The sequence below is a fragment of the Acidovorax sp. A1169 genome (genome assembly GCF_030704685.1).
In the GTDB taxonomy this organism is placed as follows: Bacteria; Pseudomonadota; Gammaproteobacteria; order Burkholderiales; family Burkholderiaceae_C; genus Acidovorax.
On record NZ_JAUZDX010000018.1, the window covers coordinates 45,924 to 68,114 of the forward strand.

General features: G+C 66.0%; 24 protein-coding genes. 12 read left to right on the forward strand and 12 right to left on the reverse strand.

The window, feature by feature from the left end:
* Positions 1-55: 55 nt before the first annotated feature.
* Positions 56-1,144: a sensor domain-containing diguanylate cyclase gene (locus tag QYL93_RS24065; protein ID WP_305746022.1), complete on the reverse strand. Its 1,089-nt coding sequence runs from the start codon at positions 1,142-1,144 to the stop codon at positions 56-58.
* Between the two features lie 202 nt (positions 1,145-1,346).
* On the opposite strand from QYL93_RS24065, the gene QYL93_RS24070 reads away from it, so the two are divergent.
* The 7 genes from QYL93_RS24070 (at position 1,347) to QYL93_RS24100 (ending at position 6,483) form a co-directional block, all read left to right on the forward strand.
* Positions 1,347-1,766: a BLUF domain-containing protein gene (locus tag QYL93_RS24070; RefSeq protein WP_305746023.1), complete on the forward strand. Its 420-nt coding sequence runs from the start codon at positions 1,347-1,349 to the stop codon at positions 1,764-1,766.
* A 439-nt stretch (positions 1,767-2,205) separates the two neighbouring features.
* On the forward strand, positions 2,206-3,858 hold the full coding sequence (locus QYL93_RS24075) for a methyl-accepting chemotaxis protein (protein ID WP_305746024.1): 1,653 nt from the start codon (positions 2,206-2,208) through the stop codon (positions 3,856-3,858).
* 300 nt (positions 3,859-4,158) lie between these two features.
* Positions 4,159-4,368: a hypothetical protein gene (locus QYL93_RS24080; protein ID WP_305746025.1), complete on the forward strand. Its 210-nt coding sequence runs from the start codon at positions 4,159-4,161 to the stop codon at positions 4,366-4,368.
* A 120-nt stretch (positions 4,369-4,488) separates the two neighbouring features.
* Complete coding sequence (locus QYL93_RS24085; RefSeq protein WP_305746026.1) at positions 4,489-4,842, forward strand: RNA-binding protein; 354 nt, start codon at positions 4,489-4,491, stop codon at positions 4,840-4,842.
* 199 nt (positions 4,843-5,041) lie between these two features.
* On the forward strand, positions 5,042-5,494 hold the full coding sequence (locus QYL93_RS24090; protein WP_305746027.1) for an Hsp20/alpha crystallin family protein: 453 nt from the start codon (positions 5,042-5,044) through the stop codon (positions 5,492-5,494).
* A 28-nt stretch (positions 5,495-5,522) separates the two neighbouring features.
* On the forward strand, positions 5,523-5,927 hold the full coding sequence (locus QYL93_RS24095; protein WP_305746028.1) for an Hsp20/alpha crystallin family protein: 405 nt from the start codon (positions 5,523-5,525) through the stop codon (positions 5,925-5,927).
* A 52-nt stretch (positions 5,928-5,979) separates the two neighbouring features.
* Positions 5,980-6,483 (forward strand): Hsp20/alpha crystallin family protein, encoded by a 504-nt coding sequence (locus tag QYL93_RS24100; protein WP_305746029.1) that lies wholly within the window; start codon positions 5,980-5,982, stop codon positions 6,481-6,483.
* 98 nt (positions 6,484-6,581) lie between these two features.
* On the opposite strand, the gene QYL93_RS24105 is transcribed toward QYL93_RS24100, so the two are convergent.
* Together QYL93_RS24105 and QYL93_RS24110 are read right to left on the reverse strand one after the other, a co-directional pair.
* Positions 6,582-6,809, reverse strand: coding sequence for a hypothetical protein (locus QYL93_RS24105; RefSeq protein ID WP_305746030.1), 228 nt, complete (start codon positions 6,807-6,809; stop codon positions 6,582-6,584).
* A gap of 88 nt (positions 6,810-6,897) precedes the next feature.
* On the reverse strand, positions 6,898-7,719 hold the full coding sequence (locus QYL93_RS24110) for an EAL domain-containing protein (RefSeq protein ID WP_305746031.1): 822 nt from the start codon (positions 7,717-7,719) through the stop codon (positions 6,898-6,900).
* 233 nt (positions 7,720-7,952) lie between these two features.
* On the opposite strand from QYL93_RS24110, the gene QYL93_RS24115 reads away from it, so the two are divergent.
* Together QYL93_RS24115 and QYL93_RS24120 are read left to right on the forward strand one after the other, a co-directional pair.
* On the forward strand, positions 7,953-8,450 hold the full coding sequence (locus QYL93_RS24115; protein ID WP_305746032.1) for a hemerythrin domain-containing protein: 498 nt from the start codon (positions 7,953-7,955) through the stop codon (positions 8,448-8,450).
* A gap of 100 nt (positions 8,451-8,550) precedes the next feature.
* The gene (locus QYL93_RS24120; RefSeq protein WP_305746033.1) at positions 8,551-8,931 is read left to right on the forward strand and encodes a hypothetical protein; all 381 of its coding nucleotides are present in this window, start codon (positions 8,551-8,553) and stop codon (positions 8,929-8,931) included.
* Positions 8,932-9,246: 315 nt separating this feature from the next.
* Here QYL93_RS24120 and QYL93_RS24125 read toward each other — a convergent pair whose 3' ends face one another.
* On the reverse strand, positions 9,247-10,389 hold the full coding sequence (locus tag QYL93_RS24125) for a YihY/virulence factor BrkB family protein (protein ID WP_305746034.1): 1,143 nt from the start codon (positions 10,387-10,389) through the stop codon (positions 9,247-9,249).
* Between the two features lie 239 nt (positions 10,390-10,628).
* On the opposite strand from QYL93_RS24125, the gene QYL93_RS24130 reads away from it, so the two are divergent.
* The gene (locus QYL93_RS24130; RefSeq protein WP_305746035.1) at positions 10,629-11,117 is read left to right on the forward strand and encodes a CBS domain-containing protein; all 489 of its coding nucleotides are present in this window, start codon (positions 10,629-10,631) and stop codon (positions 11,115-11,117) included.
* A gap of 32 nt (positions 11,118-11,149) precedes the next feature.
* Here the strand turns inward: QYL93_RS24130 and QYL93_RS24135 are convergent, their stop codons facing one another.
* Positions 11,150-12,079 carry a restriction endonuclease gene (locus tag QYL93_RS24135; RefSeq protein WP_305746036.1) on the reverse strand — a complete coding sequence of 310 codons (930 nt, stop codon included), beginning with the start codon at positions 12,077-12,079 and terminating at the stop codon, positions 11,150-11,152.
* A 354-nt stretch (positions 12,080-12,433) separates the two neighbouring features.
* Here QYL93_RS24135 and QYL93_RS24140 point away from each other — a divergent pair, with 354 nt between their 5' ends.
* Positions 12,434-12,580, forward strand: coding sequence for a hypothetical protein (locus QYL93_RS24140; RefSeq protein ID WP_305746037.1), 147 nt, complete (start codon positions 12,434-12,436; stop codon positions 12,578-12,580).
* A 212-nt stretch (positions 12,581-12,792) separates the two neighbouring features.
* On the forward strand, positions 12,793-15,015 hold the full coding sequence (locus QYL93_RS24145) for a bifunctional diguanylate cyclase/phosphodiesterase (RefSeq protein ID WP_305746038.1): 2,223 nt from the start codon (positions 12,793-12,795) through the stop codon (positions 15,013-15,015).
* Positions 15,016-15,328: 313 nt separating this feature from the next.
* Here the strand turns inward: QYL93_RS24145 and rng are convergent, their stop codons facing one another.
* The 7 genes from rng to QYL93_RS24180 all read right to left on the reverse strand — a co-directional run bounded on the left by rng (position 15,329) and on the right by QYL93_RS24180 (position 22,137).
* On the reverse strand, positions 15,329-16,816 hold the full coding sequence (gene rng, locus QYL93_RS24150) for a ribonuclease G (RefSeq protein ID WP_305746039.1): 1,488 nt from the start codon (positions 16,814-16,816) through the stop codon (positions 15,329-15,331).
* A gap of 23 nt (positions 16,817-16,839) precedes the next feature.
* The gene (locus QYL93_RS24155) at positions 16,840-17,454 is read right to left on the reverse strand and encodes a nucleoside triphosphate pyrophosphatase (RefSeq protein ID WP_057203174.1); all 615 of its coding nucleotides are present in this window, start codon (positions 17,452-17,454) and stop codon (positions 16,840-16,842) included.
* A gap of 91 nt (positions 17,455-17,545) precedes the next feature.
* The gene (gene rlmH / locus QYL93_RS24160) at positions 17,546-18,013 is read right to left on the reverse strand and encodes a 23S rRNA (pseudouridine(1915)-N(3))-methyltransferase RlmH (RefSeq protein ID WP_305746040.1); all 468 of its coding nucleotides are present in this window, start codon (positions 18,011-18,013) and stop codon (positions 17,546-17,548) included.
* Positions 18,014-18,072: 59 nt separating this feature from the next.
* Positions 18,073-18,918, reverse strand: coding sequence for a ribosome silencing factor (gene rsfS / locus QYL93_RS24165; protein WP_305746041.1), 846 nt, complete (start codon positions 18,916-18,918; stop codon positions 18,073-18,075).
* Between the two features lie 182 nt (positions 18,919-19,100).
* Positions 19,101-20,057 carry an oxygen-dependent coproporphyrinogen oxidase gene (gene hemF / locus QYL93_RS24170; protein WP_305746042.1) on the reverse strand — a complete coding sequence of 319 codons (957 nt, stop codon included), beginning with the start codon at positions 20,055-20,057 and terminating at the stop codon, positions 19,101-19,103.
* The gene (gene purD / locus QYL93_RS24175; RefSeq protein ID WP_305746043.1) at positions 20,057-21,337 is read right to left on the reverse strand and encodes a phosphoribosylamine--glycine ligase; all 1,281 of its coding nucleotides are present in this window, start codon (positions 21,335-21,337) and stop codon (positions 20,057-20,059) included. Before purD ends, hemF begins: the two co-directional genes overlap by 1 nt.
* Before the next feature lie 80 nt (positions 21,338-21,417).
* Positions 21,418-22,137: a YebC/PmpR family DNA-binding transcriptional regulator gene (locus tag QYL93_RS24180; protein ID WP_305746044.1), complete on the reverse strand. Its 720-nt coding sequence runs from the start codon at positions 22,135-22,137 to the stop codon at positions 21,418-21,420.
* Positions 22,138-22,191 lie beyond the last annotated feature (54 nt).

Below are 22,191 nucleotides of genomic sequence, written 5' to 3' on the forward strand. Positions count from 1 at the left end.
CCAGGCGACATCCTGGCGATACCGCAGAGAGACTGCTGCGGGATTCTCACATGGTTCAGGCCTGGGCCACCCTGTTTCGGCCCGCCTCCTTGGCCGAATACAGTGCCGCATCGGCCCGGGCATACAGGCTGCTGGCAGTTTCCCCGTCCTGCAGGGTGACGGCCCCGATGCTGATGGTCACGCCGCCGTGCGCCCCGGGTGGAGCCTGGGCAACCGCCAGACGCACGCGCTCTGCCACCTCGAGAGCGCCCTGTGCGCCCGTGTTCGGCAGCAGTACGGCGAACTCTTCTCCTCCCACACGGGCAACGATATCGATGACCCGGGCACCCGCGCTCAGTACCTGGCCGATCATCTGCAGCACCTGGTCACCGGCATCGTGGCCCAGGCGGTCGTTGATGCGCTTGAAGTGGTCCACGTCCAGCATCAGCAGGCTCAGCGGCGAATGGTGGCGCTCGACGATGGCCAGCTCCAGCGCCAGGCTGTGGTCGAAGGCGCGCCGGTTGCGCAGGCCGGTGAGCGAGTCCGTCGTGGCAAGTTCGGCCAGGGCTCGGTTCAGTTCGTCCACCCGCTGCAATTGCTCCAGCAGCCGCCGGTTGAGCGCGTCCGATTCGCGCACCGCCTTGCGCAGCTGGATTTCACGCATTGCCGAATGGGCCAGCTCGACCAGGACCTCGACGTCGGTCTCTGTCCATTGCCTGGGCTCAAAGTCCACCGCGCAGAAACTGCCCAGCACCTGCCCCTGGGCAGTCACCAGAGGAATGCCTGCATAGGCACGCACCCCCAGAGATTTAACGGTAGGAACGTCGCAGAACACCGCCATTTGCGTGACATCCGCGAGCACCAACGGCCCGTCAGACACCATGGCGTAGTGGCAAAACGAACGCCCCTCCAACTGGCGCGCGGTGTTCAGCGGCTCGCCCAGGCCAAAGGCGCTTTTGTAGAAGTCCCGGCTGGAGTCCAGCAGCGAAACTAAGGTCACGGGCGCCCCCGTGAGCTTGGCTGCCAGGCGGGTCAGCCGGTCAAAGCTCTCTTCGGGCGGGGTGTCCAACAGGCCGGTGTCCCGGACCGCCGCAACACGGCCTGGATCCATCAGCGCCGCCAGGATGCTGGCTTCGCCTGCGGGAACGGGAGACGGTGTTTCCATGGGATGCAGCAACTTGTAACTGTGCCGGGACGTTACACGATCACCCGAAGCGGCGCCCGCTGGGCCGCAAAGCCCCTGAACACCCTCGAAGTCACTCGGTCATCCTTCCCCGGCGCGCAATGGCGAGCGGACTCGCGGGGTATTCGACCCACGCCCAACGGCGCAGCCCAGGGCTGACACACTCGACACCTCGGAGGCAAACATGTTGATACAACTGATCTACGCGAGCCGCACCTCGCGCGTTCTGGGGCCTGCAGATGTCAAGGACATCCTGGCCGCATCGCAGCGCAACAACACCCGTGCCGGCATCACAGGCGCGCTGTGCCTGAACAACGGCATCTTTCTGCAATTGCTCGAAGGCGACCGCGCGGCGGTGAACGCGCTGTACCACCGCCTGCTCAAGGATGGCCGCCACCGCGACACGGCGATCCTGGACCTGAGCGAAATCCCGTACCGCCGCTTCGCGGGCTGGTCCATGGGGCTGATTGCATCGCTTGAAACCAACCGGCAGTTGTTCCTCAAATACTCGGGCACTGCGGATTTCGACCCTTACACCATGGGCGCGTCGAGCCTGCGCAGCTTCTTTGAAGAGATCCTGCAGAACGTGCGCTGGCTGGAGTAGCTGGGGTGCGGCACGGCAGGACGACGGACTGACTGAGCGGCATGGCGGGTTCATTCGCACCTTCTCAGCCCTGCGCCCAAGAAAGGCTTGCGCCAGGCCGCGTTGCCCGAGGCTGAGCGATCTTTTCAAGAACAAGGCCGCCGGCTCGAAACGGATTTGTCCTCGCGCGCGCTGGCCTCGGTGCGCAATACCTGCTAGCCTGCCCAGTGCGCACTTGGACATCCAAGCCCCTGCAATCTACTGTGCACCAGGCTCACAAAGGGAATGAGCCACTCGCCAAGCTTTTACTAGCAAGTAAATAGCTTATACCAATCGGTCATTTTGTGACCGCATGGTAATATGATGTCGAAATGTAAATTCATGCGCCACGGACATGCAGTCCCAATGCTGGTTTTTCCATTGGCTTTCACCGTCCAACCCCCTTCACAGGAAGACTTCAATGCATACATGGAAAATCAGCCACAGGCTGATGGCAGGCTTCGGTCTGGTCATCTTGGCCTTGCTGGGAATGTCGATTTACAGCGTGATCATCGCGCGAGGAATTGACAGCGCACTGACCGCCAACGCCACCCAAAACGCGGCCATCCAACGCGTGGCCATCAACTTTCGGGGCTCGGCCCATGACCGATCCATTGCCGTGCGCGACGTGGTGCTGGCCCCCAGCGAGGAAGCGCGAAAAAAGGAGATCGAGTCCATCGCCCGGCTGGCAGATTTCTATGCAAAGTCGGCCGGCCAGCTGGATGCGGTACTCAAAGCTGCCAGCCAGGTTCCACCCGAAGTTGGGCCCATGGTGCAGGCACTCAAGGACATAGAGGCACGCACCGTGGCCACCACTGTCAAAGTCGTGGCTTTGATGCAGGGTGGTGACCGCGCCGGTGCAGAGGCCTTGCTCTGGGCTGAAGCGAAGCCGCAGTACGAACAGTGGCTGGCAGCCGCCAACAAGCTGATCGACTACGAGGAAGCCCGCATCATCAAGAACAGCAACACAGCCAACCAGGATGCTAGCCAGTTCACCGGCGTGATGCTGTCCATCACCTTGCTGGCCGTGCTGATCAGCGTGGCAGCCACGGTGATGGTCTCGCGCAGCATCGGCCGCGAGTTGGGGGCAGAGCCTGGCGAAGTGCGGGCAATCGTGCAATCCATTGAACAGGGCAACCTCACGGTACCTGTGCACGTCATCCCTGGAGATACCACCAGCGTGATGGTGGCGGTAAGGGACATGCAGCAGCGTTTCCATGAACTGGTGTCGGCAGTGCGCGACAACATTCAGGAACTGCGCGTCACCAGCGACAACATCAGCAGCGGCAACCAGAACCTGGGCAACCGGACCGAACAAGCCGCCAGCAGCCTGGAACAAACCGCTGCCAGCATGGAAGAACTCACCGCCACCGTGCGCCAGAGTGCCGACTCGGCTCGCCAAGCCAACCAGTTGGCCACGATGGCAGCCGGCACCGCCACCAAGGGCGGCGAGGTCATGCAGCAGGTGGTCAGCACCATGCAGGACATCCACCAGAGCAGCAAGAAGATCGCCGACATCATTGGGGTGATCGATGGCATCGCGTTCCAGACCAACATTCTGGCACTCAATGCGGCGGTCGAAGCCGCTCGGGCAGGCGAACAGGGGCGCGGCTTCGCCGTGGTGGCATCTGAAGTACGCAGTCTGGCCCAGCGCAGTGCCGCTGCAGCCAAGGAGATCAAGTCATTGATCCAGAGCAGCGTCGAGAAGGTGGATTCAGGCACCCAACTGGTGACCAACGCAGGCGTGACGATGGATGAGATTGTCCAGGGCGTTCAGCGCGTCAACGGCATCATTGGAGAGATCAGCACCGCGGCCGGAGAGCAAAGCGATGGCATTTCCCAGGTGAACGTGGCGGTTACGCAGTTGGACCAGATGACACAGCAAAACGGTGCTCTGGTAGGCGAGAGCACCACGGCCGCAGAGAATCTGCGTGAGCAAGCCCGGCGTCTGGCCGAGCTCGTGGCGGTGTTCCAGGTCGCTGGCGGTGACGCCGCAGGCAACTCGGGCGCCTACGGCCCACAAAGCGCACCCAGTACCAGGCAGTCAGCGTACCGACCCCGTCTTGGGAGGTGACGTGAAGGAGGCTTGGGACGGGAAAAATCTCCCCGCCCAAGCCTTCATGGAAATAAAGAATATAAATTTGCAATTTAATAAAAAATGGCAATATAATCTGTGCTGTTGCAGTGAATGCTCTTGACGAAAGCTCACACCGCAACGCTCGCCGGATGGCTCCCCGCCCTCGGCTTGCGCCTTTTGCGACCTCTGTCGCCCGTGTTGGTCTGTAGAGCTACAGCCAACCGCGTTTGTTGATGCTCACGCAGGCTTAAGGGCCTGTGATCCTGACTGAATCAGATTTCAAAAACCGCCATTTCCATGGGCAAGTTCGTCGTATCGCCCGCGACACACCAGACCGACTGCGGCAACTTCCGCGCCTCATTTTCGGTCCATCGATCCCAGGGCAACGGCAGCTACTGCCGCGTGTTCCGCTTCGACAAAGCCTTTGCCTCGCGCGAAGCCGCCCGGCTCTATGCCGTCACCCAGGGCTGGCTGCAAACGTGCATGCCGCACCCTCCCACGTGCTGATGCTCTGCTGACCGCAGACGCCATCCACCCCCTCCCGTTGCGGCCGGCTTCCGGCCAGCACACCCCTCTCCCCAACGGTGCGTCACTCGTTGCGCGCCTTCACTCCGAAAGGCTCTTCTCATGAGCAGCAAAATCTATGTGGGCAACCTGCCCTACTCCGTGACCGACTCGACCCTGGAAAGCAATTTCTCCGAGTTCGGCGCCGTCACCTCGGCCAAGGTCATGATGGACCGTGAAACCGGCCGCTCCAAGGGCTTCGGCTTTGTGGAAATGGCATCTGCCGAAGTCGCCCAGGCAGCCATCACCGGTCTGCACGGCATGTCCGTCGACGGTCGCTCCATCGTCGTGAACCTGGCGCGCCCTCGCGAAGAGCGCAGCGGTGGCTCCGGTGGCTACAGCGCCGGTGGCTACACCTCGGGCAACCGCCAGGAAACCGGCTACGGCACGGGCGGCTACGGCGGCGGCCGCTACTGATCCAGTAGCTCTCTGCGAGAAACCGGCTCTTTCGAGCCGGTTTTTTTTCGTCCCGACTTTCGTCGATGGACCTCCAGACAGTGCCCGGGGCAGCAACAAAAATCCCCTCTTGAAACCTCTAGAGGAGGCTCTATTTCTGCAATCGAACCGGCGGGGGCGGTCTCCGACCGGTGTCATTCAACCCAACGGAGGACACACCATGTATGTATCGTTGTTGAGTCAACCGGCCAGCCTGTTCGGTCAATTCGAGCGGCTTCGCCGCGAACTGGATGATGTTTTCGGTGCACCGGGGCTGCCCAGCAGCATCCGCTCGGTCAACGCGGGCACGCTGCCGGCGATCAATGTGGGGCGCACCCCCACCAGCGTGGAGGTGTATGCCTTTGCGCCGGGGCTGGACGCCTCGAAGATCGACGTGAGCCTGGACCGGGGCGTGCTGCGCATTACCGGCGAGCGCGCTTCCGGCATCCCCGCGGCCGACCCCAAGGTGCAGGTGTATGCCAGCGAGCGCAGCGTGGGCTCGTTCACGCGCACGGTGTCCTTGCCGGACGACGTGGACCCGGCCCAGGTGAATGCCAGCTACCGCGACGGGGTGCTGCAGGTCAGCATTGCGCGGCGTGAGTCGGCCCAGCCCAAGCGCATCACCGTGCAATGACCCGCATCGTATCCCCAGGAGAACCATCATGAGCGCACAGAAACAAGTGGCCACCACCTCTTCGCCTGCATCCACTTCGGCGGCGGCCGACCGGGAACCTCAGCGCGCACTGCTGCCTGCCGTGGACGTGTTTGAGGACAGCGGCGGCATCACGCTGCTGGCCGACATGCCCGGCGTGCCCAAGGAGCAGCTGGAGCTGAAGGTCGATGGCGAATCGCTGCTGATCGAAGGCAGCGTTCGACCCCACGCAGCCGACGGCCTGGAGGCCATCTACGCCGAGCTGCGGGTGCCGCGCTACCGCCGCAGCTTCACGCTCAGCCGCGAGCTGGACACGGCCCGCATCGAGGCCAGCCTGAAGGACGGCGTGCTGTGCCTGCGCGTCCCCAAGCAGGCCCATGCGCAGCCGCGCAGGATCGCCGTGACGGCAGGTTGAGGGCGCGGCCGACGCAGCTTGCAATGACAGTCATGTTCAGAAAGGAGGAAACGTGAACCCCGTGGCAGAACAACCCGGACAAGGGGCTCGACAGGCCGGCAGTTCGCTGTGGCCAGCATGGAGCAAACTCGCCAACCGGGCCGCAAGCGCCCTTGCGCGCCTGTGGCCCGCGCTTGCCCCAACCGGCCGGCGCGGGCCGCTCAGCGGAGTGCCGCGCCTGAGGGGATGGGCCTTCACGACGGCGCACATCTTCGATGGCCCCAGCAAGGTGGTCGTGCGCGTCGAAGCCCCCGGCATGCGCCGTGAGGACTTGCGCATCAAGCTCCATGGCCATGTGCTCACCGTGTGGGGCGAAAAGCGCATCCACCAGGCCGGCGCGGTGGGCCGCTGGCACATCACGCGGTATGCCTGTGGCCCTTTGCGCCGCGACCTGTCGCTTGCGGCGGCGGTGGATGCCTGCAACAGCAAGGCCAGCTACCGCGACGGGGTGCTGCGCATTGAGCTGCCCAAGTCCGACGCGGTACGGGGCGGCACCATCGCATTGCACCTGGCCTGACAGCCTGCGCTGCCCTCGCAGCACGACGATCCGCCCGGCTTCGTCCGGGCGATTTTCATGGCACCGCCGCTCAATGGCGTGGTGCAGGCTTGCGCTTTTCAGTGCAGCTGGCGCCCGTCTCCCTGGGCGCCGGCTCGCTCGGGCGAGCGCAAGCCCGCTTCAAGGAGTGAGGACGTGCGCTGCACCCGCCGCAGTGCCTCGCGCGCGAGGAGATAGGCGTCGGTCTGCAGCTGCGACAGGTAGCGCATCGATGAACCGCTGCGCCGGCCCGCACCACGGGTGGCACGGCCTGCTCCCGAAGAGGGAGATGGGGAATGCGAATTCATGGTCAAACTCCTTTCTTGGCAGGCTCCTGGTGCTCGTGGCAGGGGTGGCGCGAAGCCGGAGAAATGATAGGAAATCGCCGCCGAAATTTCAAGACCGGGCGCCGAACAGGGAGGCGTCCACCTGGGCGATGGAGCGGAAGGCCGGCCGGGCGAAAAGATAGCCCTGCATCAGGTGGATGCCCGCATCGCGCAGAAAATCGCGCTCCGCGGGCGTCTCGATGCCCTCGGCAACCACCTGGATGTCCATGTCCTTGCACAGGGACACCAGGCTGCGCACGATGGCCTGGCGCGCACGGTTGGCGTCCACGTTGCGGATCAGGTCCATGTCGATCTTGATGATGTCGGGCTGGAAGTCGGACAGCAGCTTCATCCCCGCATACCCGGCCCCGAAGTCATCGATGGCTGTCTTGAACCCGCAGCGCTTGTACTCGCGCAAGATGGATGCGAACCAGGGCCCGTCCTGCACGCGCTCGCCCTCCGTCACCTCGAAGATGATCTGGTCGAGCGGAAAGTGGTGGATGCGGGCTGCTTCCAGCGTCGTGCGGATGCACACCTCGGGCTTGTAGATGGCGTTGGGCAAAAAGTTGATGGAGACCGGCTCGCGTATGCCCAGCTCGCTCGCCCCCTTGATGGCCTTGACACGGCAGGCCTGGTCGAAGCGGTAGCGGTTGCCGTCGTTGACCTGGGACAGCACGGTCATGGCGCCCTCGCCCGCAGGCCCGCGCACCAGGGCCTCGTGCGCGAACACCGCGCGACGCTGCAGATCCACGATGGGCTGGTAGGCATAGTCGAACTGAAACCCCAGCTTCTCCCCTTTGCCGCAGTCCTCGCAATCCTGCCGCGTGCCTTCCAGCGGGATGAAATCGATGGGAAAGCCAGGGTTCACGTGGGGTAGGGGCAGCGCTTGCATGGCTACAGTTTAAGGGCCATGAAAAGATGGTGCCACACCGGGTTTTTGCCATGGGACACGCAAGCCGGCAGTACGGCTTGTGGCCAGCACGTTGATCCTGGCGCTGCAGCAAGCGGCGCGCCGCAGTCTGCGTGCGATTGCTGGTGTTCCTACGCCCGCTGCGAGGCTGCGCCTACATGGTCCCCGCGCCCGCCGCCCAATGATCAAGGCCCCCACTATCTACGGAGCCCACGATGCCCGCTACCACCCCAACCCGCCGCGAGAAAGATGCCTGCGACCTGCTCGACGCCGACCACAAGGCCGTCAAAAAGATGTTCAAGGAGTTCGAGGAGCTCATGGAATCGAAGGCCCGCGCTGCCAAGCAAAAGCGCCTGGACCTGGCCATGCAGATTTGCAAGGAACTGACCGTGCACGCCCAGATCGAGGAAGAGATTTTTTACCCCGCCGTGCGCGCCGCCATCAAGGAAACCGACCTGCTGGCCGAAGCCGAGGTGGAGCACCAGACCGCCAAGGACCTGATCGCGCAGATCAAGGCCGCCACCGAGGTGGACGAGCAGTTCGACGCCAAGGTCATCGTGCTGGGCGAGTACATCGACCACCACGTGAAGGAGGAGCGCAACGAGATGTTCCCCAAGGCCCGCGCGGCCAAAAAGCTCGATCTGGTGTCCATGCGCGATGCGCTTAAGGCCCGAAAGGCCGAGCTGATGGAAGCTGAGCTCGCGCCCGCGTGAGCGCAGTCTGAGGGCCTTCGGGCCCCTTGATCGGGGCGTCGCGCCCCGCCTCGCGCCACCTGCCTCGGCTGCTCAGCTACCCCTTTACCAGAGTCCGTGGATGCGCCTGATACTGACCTACCCGGAAGATGCCAAAAGCCAGGAAATGGCCGATGCCGCAGTCGCTGCTGCGCGCACGGTGTGCGACGAGGCCCAAGAACATCCGTACATGGCGTGGCGCGACCACTCCATGGTGAACTCCGGGCTGCTTATCCCAGGATGGGCTTTCTCAGACACGGAGATCCGCGCGGCGCAGGTCTGGGCCGATGCGCTGGATGCCGCGCAGGAGTACCTGACCGTGCCCGAGTACTGCAGCGTGGAAATCGAAGTCGAATTCGAGCCTGGAGATGCCGTGCCCGGTGACCTGCCCGGTCCCGACCGCCGGTTGCTGCGCGAGTGCTGGTACTGGCGCATGCGCGCCATTGCAGCAAAACGGACGTAAGCGCTGTTGTCTGCAGCCGGGCCACTGCAGACCGAAGCCCGATTCCCCCATCCATTTGCGCACACCATGATCACCGCTTTGTACGTTGGCGGCCCTCTCGACGGGCAGACCCGGCAGTTGCCCGACTGCCCAGTATCCGCACCCAAGGCACTGCGCCAGGCGGCGCAGGCGCCTACCGGTTGATGGGCCGGTACGTCGAGGGGCGGATCGTGATCTTTTTCCTGCACACGCAGTGGCCGCTCTCTCGGGAAGACACCCTGCGGCAATGGACCTTGCGGTTTCGCCAGCATTTCGTCCCGCTGGTATTTCCCCCACCTACCGAGTGACCGGCCAAGGCCACAAGCGGCGCGCGCCACAATACCGATGGCCGTGGCGCACGCGCTGCTTTCTGCCACCGATCCATTTCACGACGGCAGCGCGCGCCGCAAACAGCCCCCCGACCGCGGCGACCAGGGCGATGCGCGTGGCCAGCGGCAGGTCCTCACCATCGCCGCCCCGCCGAGCAGCGCCCCCGGCCGGGTCGCCAGGCCACCCCACAGGCTGGGGTGGCACTTCAGGCACGGGATCCTCGCTCTTCACCGGGGTTTCGGGTGCCTGGGTCTTGGGCGCATCGCGGTGCGAGCCGTATTCGGTGGCATACACCTTGGTGAACTCGGCGCCCAGCAAGAAGATCTGCGCCGCGTAGTACACCCAGATCAGGATGATGGCGATGGAGCCGGCCGCAGCATAGGTGGAGCTGATGCCGGCCTTGCCCACGTACAGCCCGATCAGCACCTTGCCCAGCTCGAATAGCGCCGCCGTCACGGCGGCTCCCACCCACACATCGCTCCAGGCGATGCGGGTGGAGGGCATGAGCTTGAAGATCATGGCAAACAGCAGGGTCTCCACCACCACCGAGAGCGCCATGTTGAGCACCTGCAGCACGATCTCCCAGCCCGGCAGCAGCGCCGAGAACCAGGTGCCCAGCGCCGCCACCGCCGCACTCACGGCCAGCGATGCCATGAGCAGGAAGGCCAGCCCCAGTATCAGCCCGAAGGAGAGAAAGCGCGCCCGCAGCAGGCCCCACAGGCCGCTGGGCTTGGCCTTCTCGGGCACATGCCAGATGCGGTCGAGCGCGCTCTGGATCTCGGCGAACACCGTGGTCGCGCCAATGACCAGGAAGACGATGCTGATGCCGCTGGCGACCAGGCCCTCGGCCGGCTCCCGGGCGCTGCTGACCAGGCCCTGGATGGCAGCCGCGCCATCGCTGCCCACCAAGCCCGATATCTGGCCCTGCAGCGCGCCGCGCACGGCCTCCTCGCCAAACACGTAGCCCGCGATGGCGATCACGATGACCAGCAGCGGCGCAATCGAAAAAGCCGTGTAGTAGGAGATGGCGGCCCCCATGCTGGGGGCGTAGTCGTCCACCCAGGCCATGGCGGTCTTTTTGCAGATGTCGAACAGGGTGGAGAGTTTCATGGCGGGCAGGGGCAGTGTCTGGGCCATTTGTACCTGCGGACAAGCCCCCTGCGTGTAGGCCATGGCGCCTGGCGCAACGCCAGAGCCTGTTCGGCGTGCGGGTAGCGGAGAACCTGCACGCGATCTCACGTGTGTCGTGCAGCAGCCTTGTATGCAGCGCGCGCGAAAAGCTTGTGCTCCTACAGACGCCACCGGAGCGCCGGCATAAATTGGACCCTTTGCCCTCAAGGAGAACCCGCATGACAACCGTATCCGACGTGATGACCCGTGGCGTGCGCAGCCTGGCGCCTACCGACAGCGTGGTGCTGGCGGCCCAGGCCATGGAAGAGCTCAACGTGGGGGCCATCCCCGTATGCGAAGGTGATCGGCTGGTGGGCATGGTGACCGACCGCGACATCGTGTTGCGCTCGGTGGCGCAGGACCGCAATGCCGGGACCACGCAGCTCAAGGACGTGATGAGCAGCGACGTGGAATCGACCAGCGAGGGGGAATCGATCGATGCCGCGCTGCAGCAGATGTCGCGCGCACAGATCCGCCGCCTGCCGGTGCTGGACGGCGACCAGCGCCTGGTGGGCATTCTTTCGCTGGGCGACGTGGCGGTGAAGGAACGCGGTGAGGCCCTGGACGTGGCCGCTTCCCTGTCCGACATTTCAGCACCGGCCCAGCCGGACCGCTCGGGACAATCCGAGGCCAGTGGCCCTGCGGGCGGAGGCGCGGCCGTTCGCTGAACGCGCTGCCCGAACCGCATCGAAGGCGCCGTTTAATCCACCTGCCGCACCCCGCGGCACGCCGGGAAGGTGGAGCAGCCCCAGAATGAGTTCCCCGCGTTGTTGCCGGTGCGCGCGATGCGGCGAACCATTCCGCAGCCGCACTTGGGGCAGCCTGGCTGGGCGCTCGCAGAGGCATCGGCCGGGGCGACTGCGGCGGCCTGCCCCGATGGCACGGACGGGGGTGCCGGCGGTTCGTGGTGCACCCCGCCATGGGCGGCAATGACCGCCGCCACCGCCGACCGGGATTGCTGCGCCTGCTGGAGCATGGCCAGCAGGCGCGGCCCGTCCACCAGTTGCAGGTTGCGCCCCTGGGTGAAGAGCCTCGCGTCGTTGGTGAAGCGCCCCGATGTCACCACGAAGCCGCCCGTGGCCCCCCGCGCGGCCATCACGCCGTAGAGTTCGCGCACCGTCTCCACGCCCACCTTGAAGGCCTTCCAGTGCTTGCACTGCACGAAGAACTTCTCTCCGCCCCGGGTCAGCACCAGGTCCACCCCGCCGTCGGGCCCACCACCGCCCGTCTCGGTCACCTGAAAGCCCTGCAGCCGGTAGGCCTCGCCCACCAGCATCTCGAACTCGGCCCAGGACATGCCGTCGATGGTGCTGGCCGCGGGGGCCTGCGCCACCTCGTCCACCAGGGCCCGGCGCTGCCGGCGCCGCCAGCCAGACAGGGCCGCGCCCGCCAGGCAGACCATGGGCACCACGTACTGGCCCACCATGGCCAGCCCGCCGAGCAGCGCACCCTGTACCATCGCGCCGATCTGGCCGGGCTTGACCGGCGCCGGCTGGCTGAACGACGCGGCCAGCGGACTGAGCACCAGGTAGAACACCACCGCCAGCCCCAGGCCGGCCCACCAGGGCAGCAGGGCAACGAGGTCCATCATGTCCTCCAGGGGGCTGGTTTTCTTGTGCCGTGCTGCCATGGTGGTTCCCTCCCGGTTGTTGGGTGTTGCTCGCATTATTCGAAACAGGGGGTGCTTGGCTAGTTTTGAATTGCACGGCGCTGGCGGCAGGTCCTGTGCCACTATTTCTCTTGACGCCCCGAGCGCGCCCCCAGACCATCGCGCACTTGCAGCACGCCCACCGAACGCACCCGGTGACCGCCCGCAGCGGCTGCACCACCGGGAGCGCAACCCACATGCCTGGCCAACAGCGCGCGGGTGAACCCGCGCCGCCGCTCGCTGGCCTACGGGCTAGGAGGCTGTCGGACTTGGAGCGCCGATAGCGAAAATCGGCCTCAGCGAGGACAGTTTTTGCCGGATTTGCAGCCCCATAGCATGGTGCAGGCGCAGATGGTGCTCGACGTGCAGCCGCTGGGCGACGGCCGGGTGGAGGCGGTGATCCCGTTTGACAGCTACACCGTGGACGGCCGGGGCACGCAAAGCCGGCACGCCCCGGCGTGCGCGGGCAGTTGCGGTTCGTGATATCGGCCTGGAACACACAGGTGCGTGGCAATAAACATGGCGGCGTTTTGAGCCGCCCGTGGTAGAAGTTCAGGCAGATCACTACCTCTTCCCGGAACCGCCCGGTTCTGTCAGCGCTGTCTTACAGCGCGGAGCATGACGAGCGGTTTTTTTGGGGGACGTGGCATGCGTCTCCGGGGGCAGAGACCTGGCAACCCGACCTGGAGGCTCACATGAAGTGCCCCCCTACCCTGCTGACCGAGAAGGCTCGGCTGCAGGCCCTGGCAGACCATGGCCTCGAAGGCGAGCAGGCGCTGCCCAGCCTGGACCCGGTGGTGCGCATCGCGGCACGCATGTTCGGCATGCCCGTGTCGGCCGTGAACATGATCGGCAGCGACCATGTGTTCTTCGCCGCCAACGTGGGCGCAGGGACCATGGACATGGGCCGCGACGTGTCCTTCTGCGCCCACGCCATCACCCAAAACGGGGTGATGGTGGTGCCCGATACCCTGCAGGACGAGCGCTTTCACGACAACCCCCTGGTCACCGGGCCGTCCAACGTGCGCTTTTACGCCGGCGTGCCCCTGCTCTCGCCCGAGGGCCATGCCATGGGCGCGCTGTGCGTGCTCGATGACCGCCCCCACGACGACTTCAGCGCAGAAGACCAGGAGCGCCTGCGCGAGCTGGCGCGCATGGCCTCCGACCGGCTGGAGCTGCACCGCATCGAGACCTCGTCCGAGCGCACGCGGCCCTCGTTCGACGAGTACGCAGGCAACTCCACCACGCCGGTGGTCTGGTTCGACGAGCAGCGGCGCGTCGTGGCCATCAACACCGCCGCCGCAGCGCTGCACGGCTACCACCCGGCCGAATGCGTGGGCCAGCCGCTGGACCTGCTGCTGGCCGAGCAGGAGCATGCCACCTTGCGCGAGGGGATTGCGCGCGCGGTAGCGGCGGCCTCGATGCAGGACCTGCAGATCCCCACCGAAGTGTGCGGGCGGCGCAAGGACTGCACGCATTTCCTCTTGGGGATTGCGCTGTTCATCTGGCGCCACAACGGGCGCCTGCGCTTCGAGGCGGTGCTCAAGGACCTGACGGCCCAGCGGCGCGAAGAGGATGAGCTGCGCCGCCAGGCCAGCAGCGACCCACTGACCGGGCTGGCCAACCGCACCTGCTTCTACCGCCGCGTGCAGGAGGCCCTGCTCAGCCCTTCGCCGGATGTTACTGCCGCCGTGCTGATGCTGGACCTTGACGGTTTCAGGGACGTGAACGACACGCTGGGCCACGCCGTGGGCGACGGCATCCTGCAGGATGTGGCGCGGCGCCTGGCACGGCTGGCGGGCCATGCGCTGTTCGAGGCCCACCTGAGCCGCGGGGCCATCGCCGCGCGGCTGGGGGGCGACGAATTCGCCCTGCTGCTGCCCGGCGTGGGCGATGCCGGTGCCGCCAACCAGTTCGCCCAGCGCGCCATCAGCGCCATCCACCAACCCATTGCCATCGCAGGGCACGAGGTGCGCGTGGGTGCCAGTTGCGGTGTCTCCGTCGCGCCCCTGCAGGCCCACGAGGCACTGGAACTGGTCGGCAACGCCGACCTGGCCCTGTCGCAGGCCAAGACCGAGGGGCGCGGGCGCAGCTTCGTCTTCGTGCCTGCCCTGCGCATGGCGGCGGTGGCCCGGCGCCTGTACGGCATGGAGCTCGACCGCGCGGTGGACAAGGGCGAGCTGGTGCTGTTCTACCAGCCCCAGGTGCACCTGGAAGATGGCTCGCTCTCGGGCGCCGAGGCACTGATACGCTGGCAGCACCCACAGCGCGGCCTGCTGGCGCCCTCTGCCTTTCTGCCCGCGCTGGAGGGCGGCCCCCTGGCCGCCAGCGTGGGCTCGTGGATCCTGGACGAGGCCTGCGCGCAGGCGGCCTACTGGCGGCGCAACGGCGCCCCTGCCCTGCGCATGGGCGTGAACCTGTTCGGCGTGCAGTTCCGCGTGGGCGACCTGGCCACCGAGGTCATGGACACCCTGGCGCGCCACGGCCTGCCACCCGATGCGCTGGAGCTGGAGATCACCGAGAACATCGTGCTCGACCACGACGACGTGGTGCCCGGCATGCTGCGCCGCCTGCGCGACCAGGGCGTGGGCATCGCCTTCGACGACTTCGGCACCGGCTATGCATCGCTGAGCCTGCTCACCAGCTACCCACTCACGCGCATCAAGATCGACCGCGCCTTCGTGCAGGGCATGCTGGAGTCGCGGCGCGAGGCCTCGGTGGTGCGCGCCATCTTGGACATGGCGCGCAGTTTCGACCTCAAGACCATTGCCGAAGGCGTGGAGACCGAGGCGCAGCGCGAGCGCCTGCGCAGCGAGCACTGCGGCGAGGCCCAGGGCTATCTCTTCGCCCGGCCCATGTCGGTGCAGCAGTTCGGCGAAGCGTATGGGCTGGGGGCCATGCGCAAGGCAACGGCTTGAAGTGCCCCCCCTGAGTCGCTTCGCGCCTCGGTGCGTCCGCCAGAGGCGGCCGCTGTTCGAGGGAACTATTTGGCTCGAAGGCAACTTCGTGCGGCTGCTGTCTCAGTGAGACTGCCGCAGGCGCTTTGATACATCGCGTCGCACCAGCTCGCGTCGCCGACCGGCTGCACAGACAGCACTCGCAACCAGGAGATTTTCATGATGAGCGCCAGCCCATACACAGGACCCAAAGAGGTTCACTACATGAATCGCCCCGGGGCGATTCAGTCCGGCAGATGCCGGGAGGCCAGGGTCATCCAACGTGGATTGGCCGCTACAGCAGCACGATGTCGTACTGCTCCTGCCCCATCGCGCTTTCGGACTGCAGCGAAATCGGCTTGCCGATGAAGTCCGACAGGCCCGCCAGATGCTGGCTTTCCTCGTCGAGGAACAGCTCCACAACGCGCGCCGAGGCGACCACGCGGAACTCGCGCGGGTTGAACTGGCGTGCCTCGCGCAGTATCTCGCGCAGGATGTCGTAGCACACGCTGCGCGCGGTCTTCACGCTGCCCTTGCCCTGGCAGGCCTCGCAGGGCTCGCACAGCATGTGGGCCAGGGATTCGCGGGTGCGCTTGCGCGTCATCTCCACCAGGCCCAGCTGCGAGAAACCGCCGGCCATGGTCTTCACGCGGTCGCGCCCGAGCTGCTTCTTGAACTCGGAGAGCACAGCCTCCTGGTGGCCGCCCTGCACCATGTCGATGAAGTCCACGATGATGATGCCGCCCAGGTTGCGCAGGCGCAGCTGGCGGGCGATGGCCTGGGCGGCCTCCAGGTTGGTCTTGAAGATGGTGTCGTCGAAGTTGCGCGCACCCACATAGCCGCCGGTGTTCACGTCGATGGTGGTGAGCGCCTCGGTCTGGTCGACGATGAGGTAGCCGCCCGATTTGAGATCCACGCGCCGGCCCAGGGCCTTGGCCACCTCTTCGTCGATGGAGTACAGGTCGAAGATGGGGCGCTCGCCCTTGTAGTGCTGCAGCTTGGGCGCGGCGGCCGGCATGAACTCCTGCCCGAAGGCGCGCAGGCGCTGGTACTGCTCGAGCGAGTCGAGGCGGATGGTCTGCGTGTGGTCGCCCACCAGGTCGCGCAGCACGCGCTGCAGCAGGTCGAGGTCCTGGTGCAGCAGCGACATGGGCGGTAGCCGCAGCGATGCGTCCTTGATGCGCGCCCAGGTCTTGCGCAGGTAGGCGATGTCCTCGGCCAACTCGGCGTCGGTCGAATCCTCGCCATTGGTGCGCAGGATGAAGCCGCCGCCACCACCCGTGGCTTTGTCGCCCACCATGGCCTGCAGGCGGGCACGCAAGGCATCGCGCTCGGCCGAGGGGATCTTCTGCGACACGCCGACATGGTCGTCCTGCGGCAAAAAGACCAGCAGGCGCCCGGCAATGCTGATCTGCGTGGACAGGCGCGCGCCCTTGGTTCCAATGGGGTCCTTGATGACCTGCACCATGAGCGACTGCCCCTCGAACACCTGCTTTTCGATGGGCACCTGCGGCTCGCCCTTGCGCGCGAACGCTGGCGGCTCGCCATCAGGCTGGCGCTGCCAGACGTCGGCCACGTGCAGAAAGGCGGCGCGCTCCAGGCCGATGTCGATGAAGGCCGACTGCATGCCCGGCAGCACGCGCGAGACCTTGCCCAGGTAGACGTTGCCCACCAGGCCGCGCTCCAGCGTGCGCTCGATGTGCAGCTCCTGCACCGCGCCGTGCTCCACGATGGCCACGCGGGTCTCCTGCGGCGACCAGTTGATGAGGATGTCTTGTTGCATGGTCGGTCAGTGGTTCTTGTTCTTCAAACGGGGAACCCGGCTGCACGCAGCAGCTGCGCCGTCTCGTACATGGGCAGGCCCATGATGCCCGAATAGCTGCCGCTCAGTTGGGGAATGAAGGCCGCCGCGCGGCCCTGCACGCCATAGGCACCGGCCTTGCCCAGGGGTTCGCCGGTGTTCACGTAGTCATCGACCTGCTGCGGCGTGAGCGCCGCGAAGGTGACGCGCGAGACCGACAGCGCCGCCACGCGCCGCGTGCCCATCTGCAGCGCCACGGCCGTGAGCACGCGGTGCGTGCGCCCCGCCAGCTCTGTCAGCATGCGCCCGGCATGCGCGGCATCGTCGGGCTTGCCGTAGATGGCGCGGCCCAGGGCCACCGTGGTGTCGGAGCACAGGATGGGCGCCTCGGGCAGGCCCCGGCGCGCGCGGCGCGCCATGGCCGCATCGAGCTTGAGGCCGGTGACGCGCTGCACGTAGGCCGTAGGCACCTCGCCAGGGTGAACTTCCTCGATGGCCTCGGCATCCTCGCCCATGTCGCCGTCCACATTGGGCACCAGCAGTTCATGGCGCACGCCCAGCTGGTCAAGCAATTGGCGGCGGCGGGGGCTTTGGGAGGCGAGGTAGATGAAGTCCGGCATGGTGGATGAAGGATAACCAAGAACGCGCAGTAGAACCGCGAATTCCTATCATTCCTTGCTACGCAATCGGTAGCAAATCACGCCCGGGACATCATTCCCGGTGGTAGGGGTGGCCCGCATTCACGGACCAGGCACGGTACAGCTGCTCGATGAGCAACACGCGCACCATGGCGTGCGGCAGCGTCAGGTCGGACAGGCGGATGCGCTCGTGCGCGGCCTGGCGAAAGCCCGGGTCGAGCCCGTCGGGCCCGCCGATGACCAGGGCCACGTCGTCCCCGCCCAGCTGCCAGCCCTTGAGCCGCTCGGCCAGGGCCTTGGTGGTGAGGTTGGTGCCGCGCTCGTCGAGCGCGACCACGCGGGTGCCCCGGGGAATGGCGGCCTCGATGCGCTCACGCTCGGCGGCGTACAGCGTTTCGATGGTCTTGGAGCCGCGCGGCTCGGTCTTCACCGCCTTGAGCTCGACCTTGATCTCGAACGGGAAGCGCTTGGCATAGTCCTCGTAGGCGGTCTGCGCCCAGTCGGGCACACGCTGGCCCACGGCCACGATCAGCAGTTTCATGGCAATTCAGGCGCCAGGAGATTGTTGCGGGAGCCGGGCCGAAGCCCTGCTCCATCGCCTCACTTGCGGCCGGGCGCCCTCTTGGCTGGGGCCTTGGCCGCCGGCCGTGCACCACCGCGCGAAGCGGGCTTGGCAGCCTCGGCATTGGCCTTGCTGCGCGGCACCGATGGCTTGACCACGATGGTCTTGATCGGTGCCTTGGTGGCGGCGGGCTTCTTGGCTGCAGGACTGGTCTTCGCTGCGGTCTTGCCTGGTGCGGCCTTGGCGGCAGCGCCGGACTTCGCGGGGGCGCGGCTCGGTGCCTTGGCGGGCGCCTTGGCTGCTGGCTTGGCCGCAGCCGGTGCGGGCCTGGCTGCCGACTTGGCGGCGGGGCGCGCTGCCGACTTGGCAGGTGCTGCAGACTTCTTGGCCGCAGGGCGTGCCGAAGTACCGCTCTTGGCGGCCGACTTGGCATCCGACTTCGCGGCCTTCTGGGCCGACTTCTTCTCGGCCAGTTCGGTGGCTGCCGACGATGCCGGCTTGGCCGCGCCGAGCTTCAGGCGCACAGGTATTTCGCCCCAGAGCTCTTCCAGGCGGTAGTACTGGCGGATGGCGGGCTGCATGATGTGCGCCACGGCGGCGCCGCAGTCCACGATGATCCATTCGCCGTTGTCTTCGCCTTCGATGCGCGGCTTGGAAAAGCCGGCTTCCTTCACCGCGTCGCGCACGCTGGCGGCCAGCGCCTTGGTCTGGCGGTTGGAGGTACCCGATGCCACGATGACCCGTTCAAACAGCGGCGAGAGATGCTCGGTGTTGAAGACCTGGATGTCTTGCGCCTTGACGTCTTCCAGGCCATCGACGATGGCGCGCTGGAGTTTGGTGACGTCTTTCTTGGCGGCGGTTTCCGATTTGGTGGATGTGGTCATCAGGCGGTGATTTATGAGGAATGGAATCAATATAGCGCGCAACGGGGCGTGCAGCCAGTGGGCTGGGCCTTGGGTGTTGCGCGGCGGCGCTCAGGCGAGAAAGGGCGTTGGAGCCCTTCGCTGCTGGCGCCGAAAGCGCGTGCAGCTATTGAAATTATAGCTTTTTGCAGACAACGGTCGTTTCAGGGCGTATCCACAAGCCAATCGCGCCGCACCAGGAAGCGCTCGGCCAGCGCCGCTTCGGCCGAATCGGCGCCCTCCTGGCGCTGGTACGACCACGACACCAGCGGCGGCATGGACAGCAGGATGGACTCGGTGCGCCCACCCGATTGCAGGCCGAAATGCGTGCCCCGGTCCCACACCAGGTTGAACTCCACATAGCGGCCACGGCGGTAGAGCTGGAACGCGCGCTCGCGCTCGCCATGGGGCATGCCCTGGCGCTTTTCGACGATGGGCAAATAGGCGGACAGAAAGGCATCGCCCACCGATTGCGTCATGGCCAGGCTCTGGTCGAACCCCAGCTCCGAGAAATCGTCGAAGAACACCCCGCCCACGCCGCGCTGCTCGTTGCGGTGCTTGAGGAAGAAGTATTCGTCGCACCACTGCTTGAAGCGCGGGTACTTGTCGTCGCCAAAGGGCTGCAGCGCATCGCGGCAGGTGCGGTGAAAGTGCACCGCATCGTCCTCGAAGCCGTAGTACGGCGTGAGGTCCATGCCCCCGCCGAACCAGCAGGTGGGCGCCTGCCCGGGGTGGCCTGCGGCGATCATGCGCACGTTCATGTGCACCGTGGGCACATAGGGGTTGCGCGGATGGAACACCAGCGACACGCCCATGGCCTCGAACGGCGCACCCGCCAGCTCGGGCCGGTGCTGCGTGGCCGATGGCGGCAAGAGCGGCCCGCGCACATGCGAAAAGCCGCAGCCTGCGCGCTCGAACACGCGCCCGCCTTCGAGGATGCGCGTCACGCCATCGCCCTGCAGCGCCTCACCGGGCGCCTTGCGCCAGGCATCGGCCAGAAAGCGGGCCCCGCCCTCGCCTTCCACGGCCTCCAGGGCGTCTGTGATGCGCAGCTGCAGCCCCCGCAGGTAGCTGCGCACGCGCTCCACCGTGGCGGCGGTGTTCAGGGAGTCAACCGACATCAGCCTTTGAGGGCGCGAAAGCCGATGTCACGGCGGTATTGCGCGCCGTCGAAGTGGATGTTGCGCGCCACGTCGTAGGCGCGCTGCTGCGCCTGCTTGACGCTGTCGGCCAGCACCGTCACGCACAGCACGCGGCCGCCCGTGACGCTGACCACGCCGTCCTTCAAGTCCGTGCCCGCATGAAAGGCCACGGCGTCGTCCGCATCGGCCGGCAGGCCGGTGATGGTGTCGCCCTTGCGCGGGTTCTCGGGGTAGCCGTGGGCGGCCATCACCACGCCCAGCGCGGTGCGGCGGTCCCACTGCAGCTCGATCTGGTCGAGCTTGCCGTCCACGCCGGCACCCAGCACGTCGGCCAGGTCGCTTTTCAGGCGCATCAAAATGGGCTGGGTCTCGGGGTCGCCCATGCGGCAGTTGAATTCGAGCGTCTTGGGCTGGCCCTTGGCGTCGATCATCAGCCCGGCATAGAGGAAACCGGTGTAGGGGATGCCATCCTTTTCCATGCCACGGATGGTGGGCAGGATGATCTCGCGCATGGCGCGGGCATGCACGTCGGCCGTGACCACGGGCGCGGGCGAATACGCGCCCATGCCGCCGGTGTTGGGGCCTTCGTCGCCGTCCTTGAGGCGCTTGTGGTCCTGGCTGGTGGCCAGGGCCAGCACGTTCTTGCCATCGCACAGCACGATGAAGGAGGCTTCTTCGCCTTCGAGGAAGGCTTCGATCACCACGCGGGCGCCCCCCTCGTTGTGGGTCACGCCGTACTTGTTGTCCACCAGCATGAAATCGACAGCATCGTGCGCCTCTTTCAGCGTCATGGCCACGACCACGCCCTTGCCGGCCGCCAGGCCGTCGGCCTTGATGACGATGGGCGCGCCCAGGCGGTCCACGAAGGCATGGGCCGCCACCGGGTCGGTGAAGGTGTCGTAGTCCGCCGTGGGGATGCCATGGCGGCGCATGAAGGCCTTGGAGAAGGCCTTGGAGCTTTCGAGCTGTGCGGCCGCCTGCGTGGGGCCGAACACGCGCAGACCATGCGCGCGGAATTCGTCGACCACGCCAGCGGCCAGAGGCGCCTCGGGGCCCACCACGCTAAGGCTGATCTTCTCGGCCTGAGCCCAGATGCGCAGCTCGCGCACGTCGGTGATTGCCACGTTCTCCAGCTTGGAGTTCAGGGCCGTGCCGCCGTTGCCTGGCGCCACGAACACCTTGGTGACCTTGGGAGATTGGCTGAGCTTCCAGGCCATTGCGTGTTCACGGCCGCCGCCACCAATTACAAGAACCTTCATACCAGCCTATTAGAACCTGTCTGCAACCGGCCAAACGGCTGTTACAGGGACAGTGTTGTGAATTCAATCGTGGCAGCGTTTCAGAGCGCAGCGTTGTGGTAGATCTCCTGGGCATCGTCCAGGTCTTCCAGGACATCGAGCAATTTTTGCATCCGCACGGCGTCTTCGCCCTCCAGCTCGATGGTGTTTTCAGCGCGCATGGTGACCTCGGACACCTCGGGCGTCAGGCCTGCGGCCTCCAGGGCGTTCTTCACGGCCTCAAAGTCGGCCGGCGCGGTCAGCACCTCGATGGCGCCGTCCCCATCGGTCAGCACGTCCTCGGCGCCGGCGTCGAGCGCCACTTCCATGACCTTGTCCTCGTCGGTGCCCGGCGCAAAGATCAGCTGGCCGCAGTGCTTGAACTGGAACACCACCGAACCCTCGGTGCCCATGCTGCCACCGTGCTTGCTGAAGGCATGGCGCACCTCGGCCACCGTGCGCACGCGGTTGTCGGTCATGGTGTCGATCATGATGGCCACGCCACCGATGCCATAGCCTTCGTAGCGGATTTCCTCGTAGGTCAGGCCCTCGGCGTTGCCGGTGGCCTTGTCGATGTTGTATTTGATGCGGTCGGCCGGCATGTTGGCCGCCTTGGCCTTGTCCACCGCCAGGCGCAGGCGGGGGTTGGCAGACAGGTCCCCGCCGCCCGAACGGGCCGCCACGGTGATTTCGCGAATGATGCGGGTCCAGATCTTGCCGCGTTTTTCATCCTGCCGCCCCTTGCGGTGCTGGATATTCGCCCATTTGCTGTGTCCTGCCACGGGAAGTCCTTTTGTATTGATTTAATCTACTGAGCGCGATTTTACTTTTTGCCC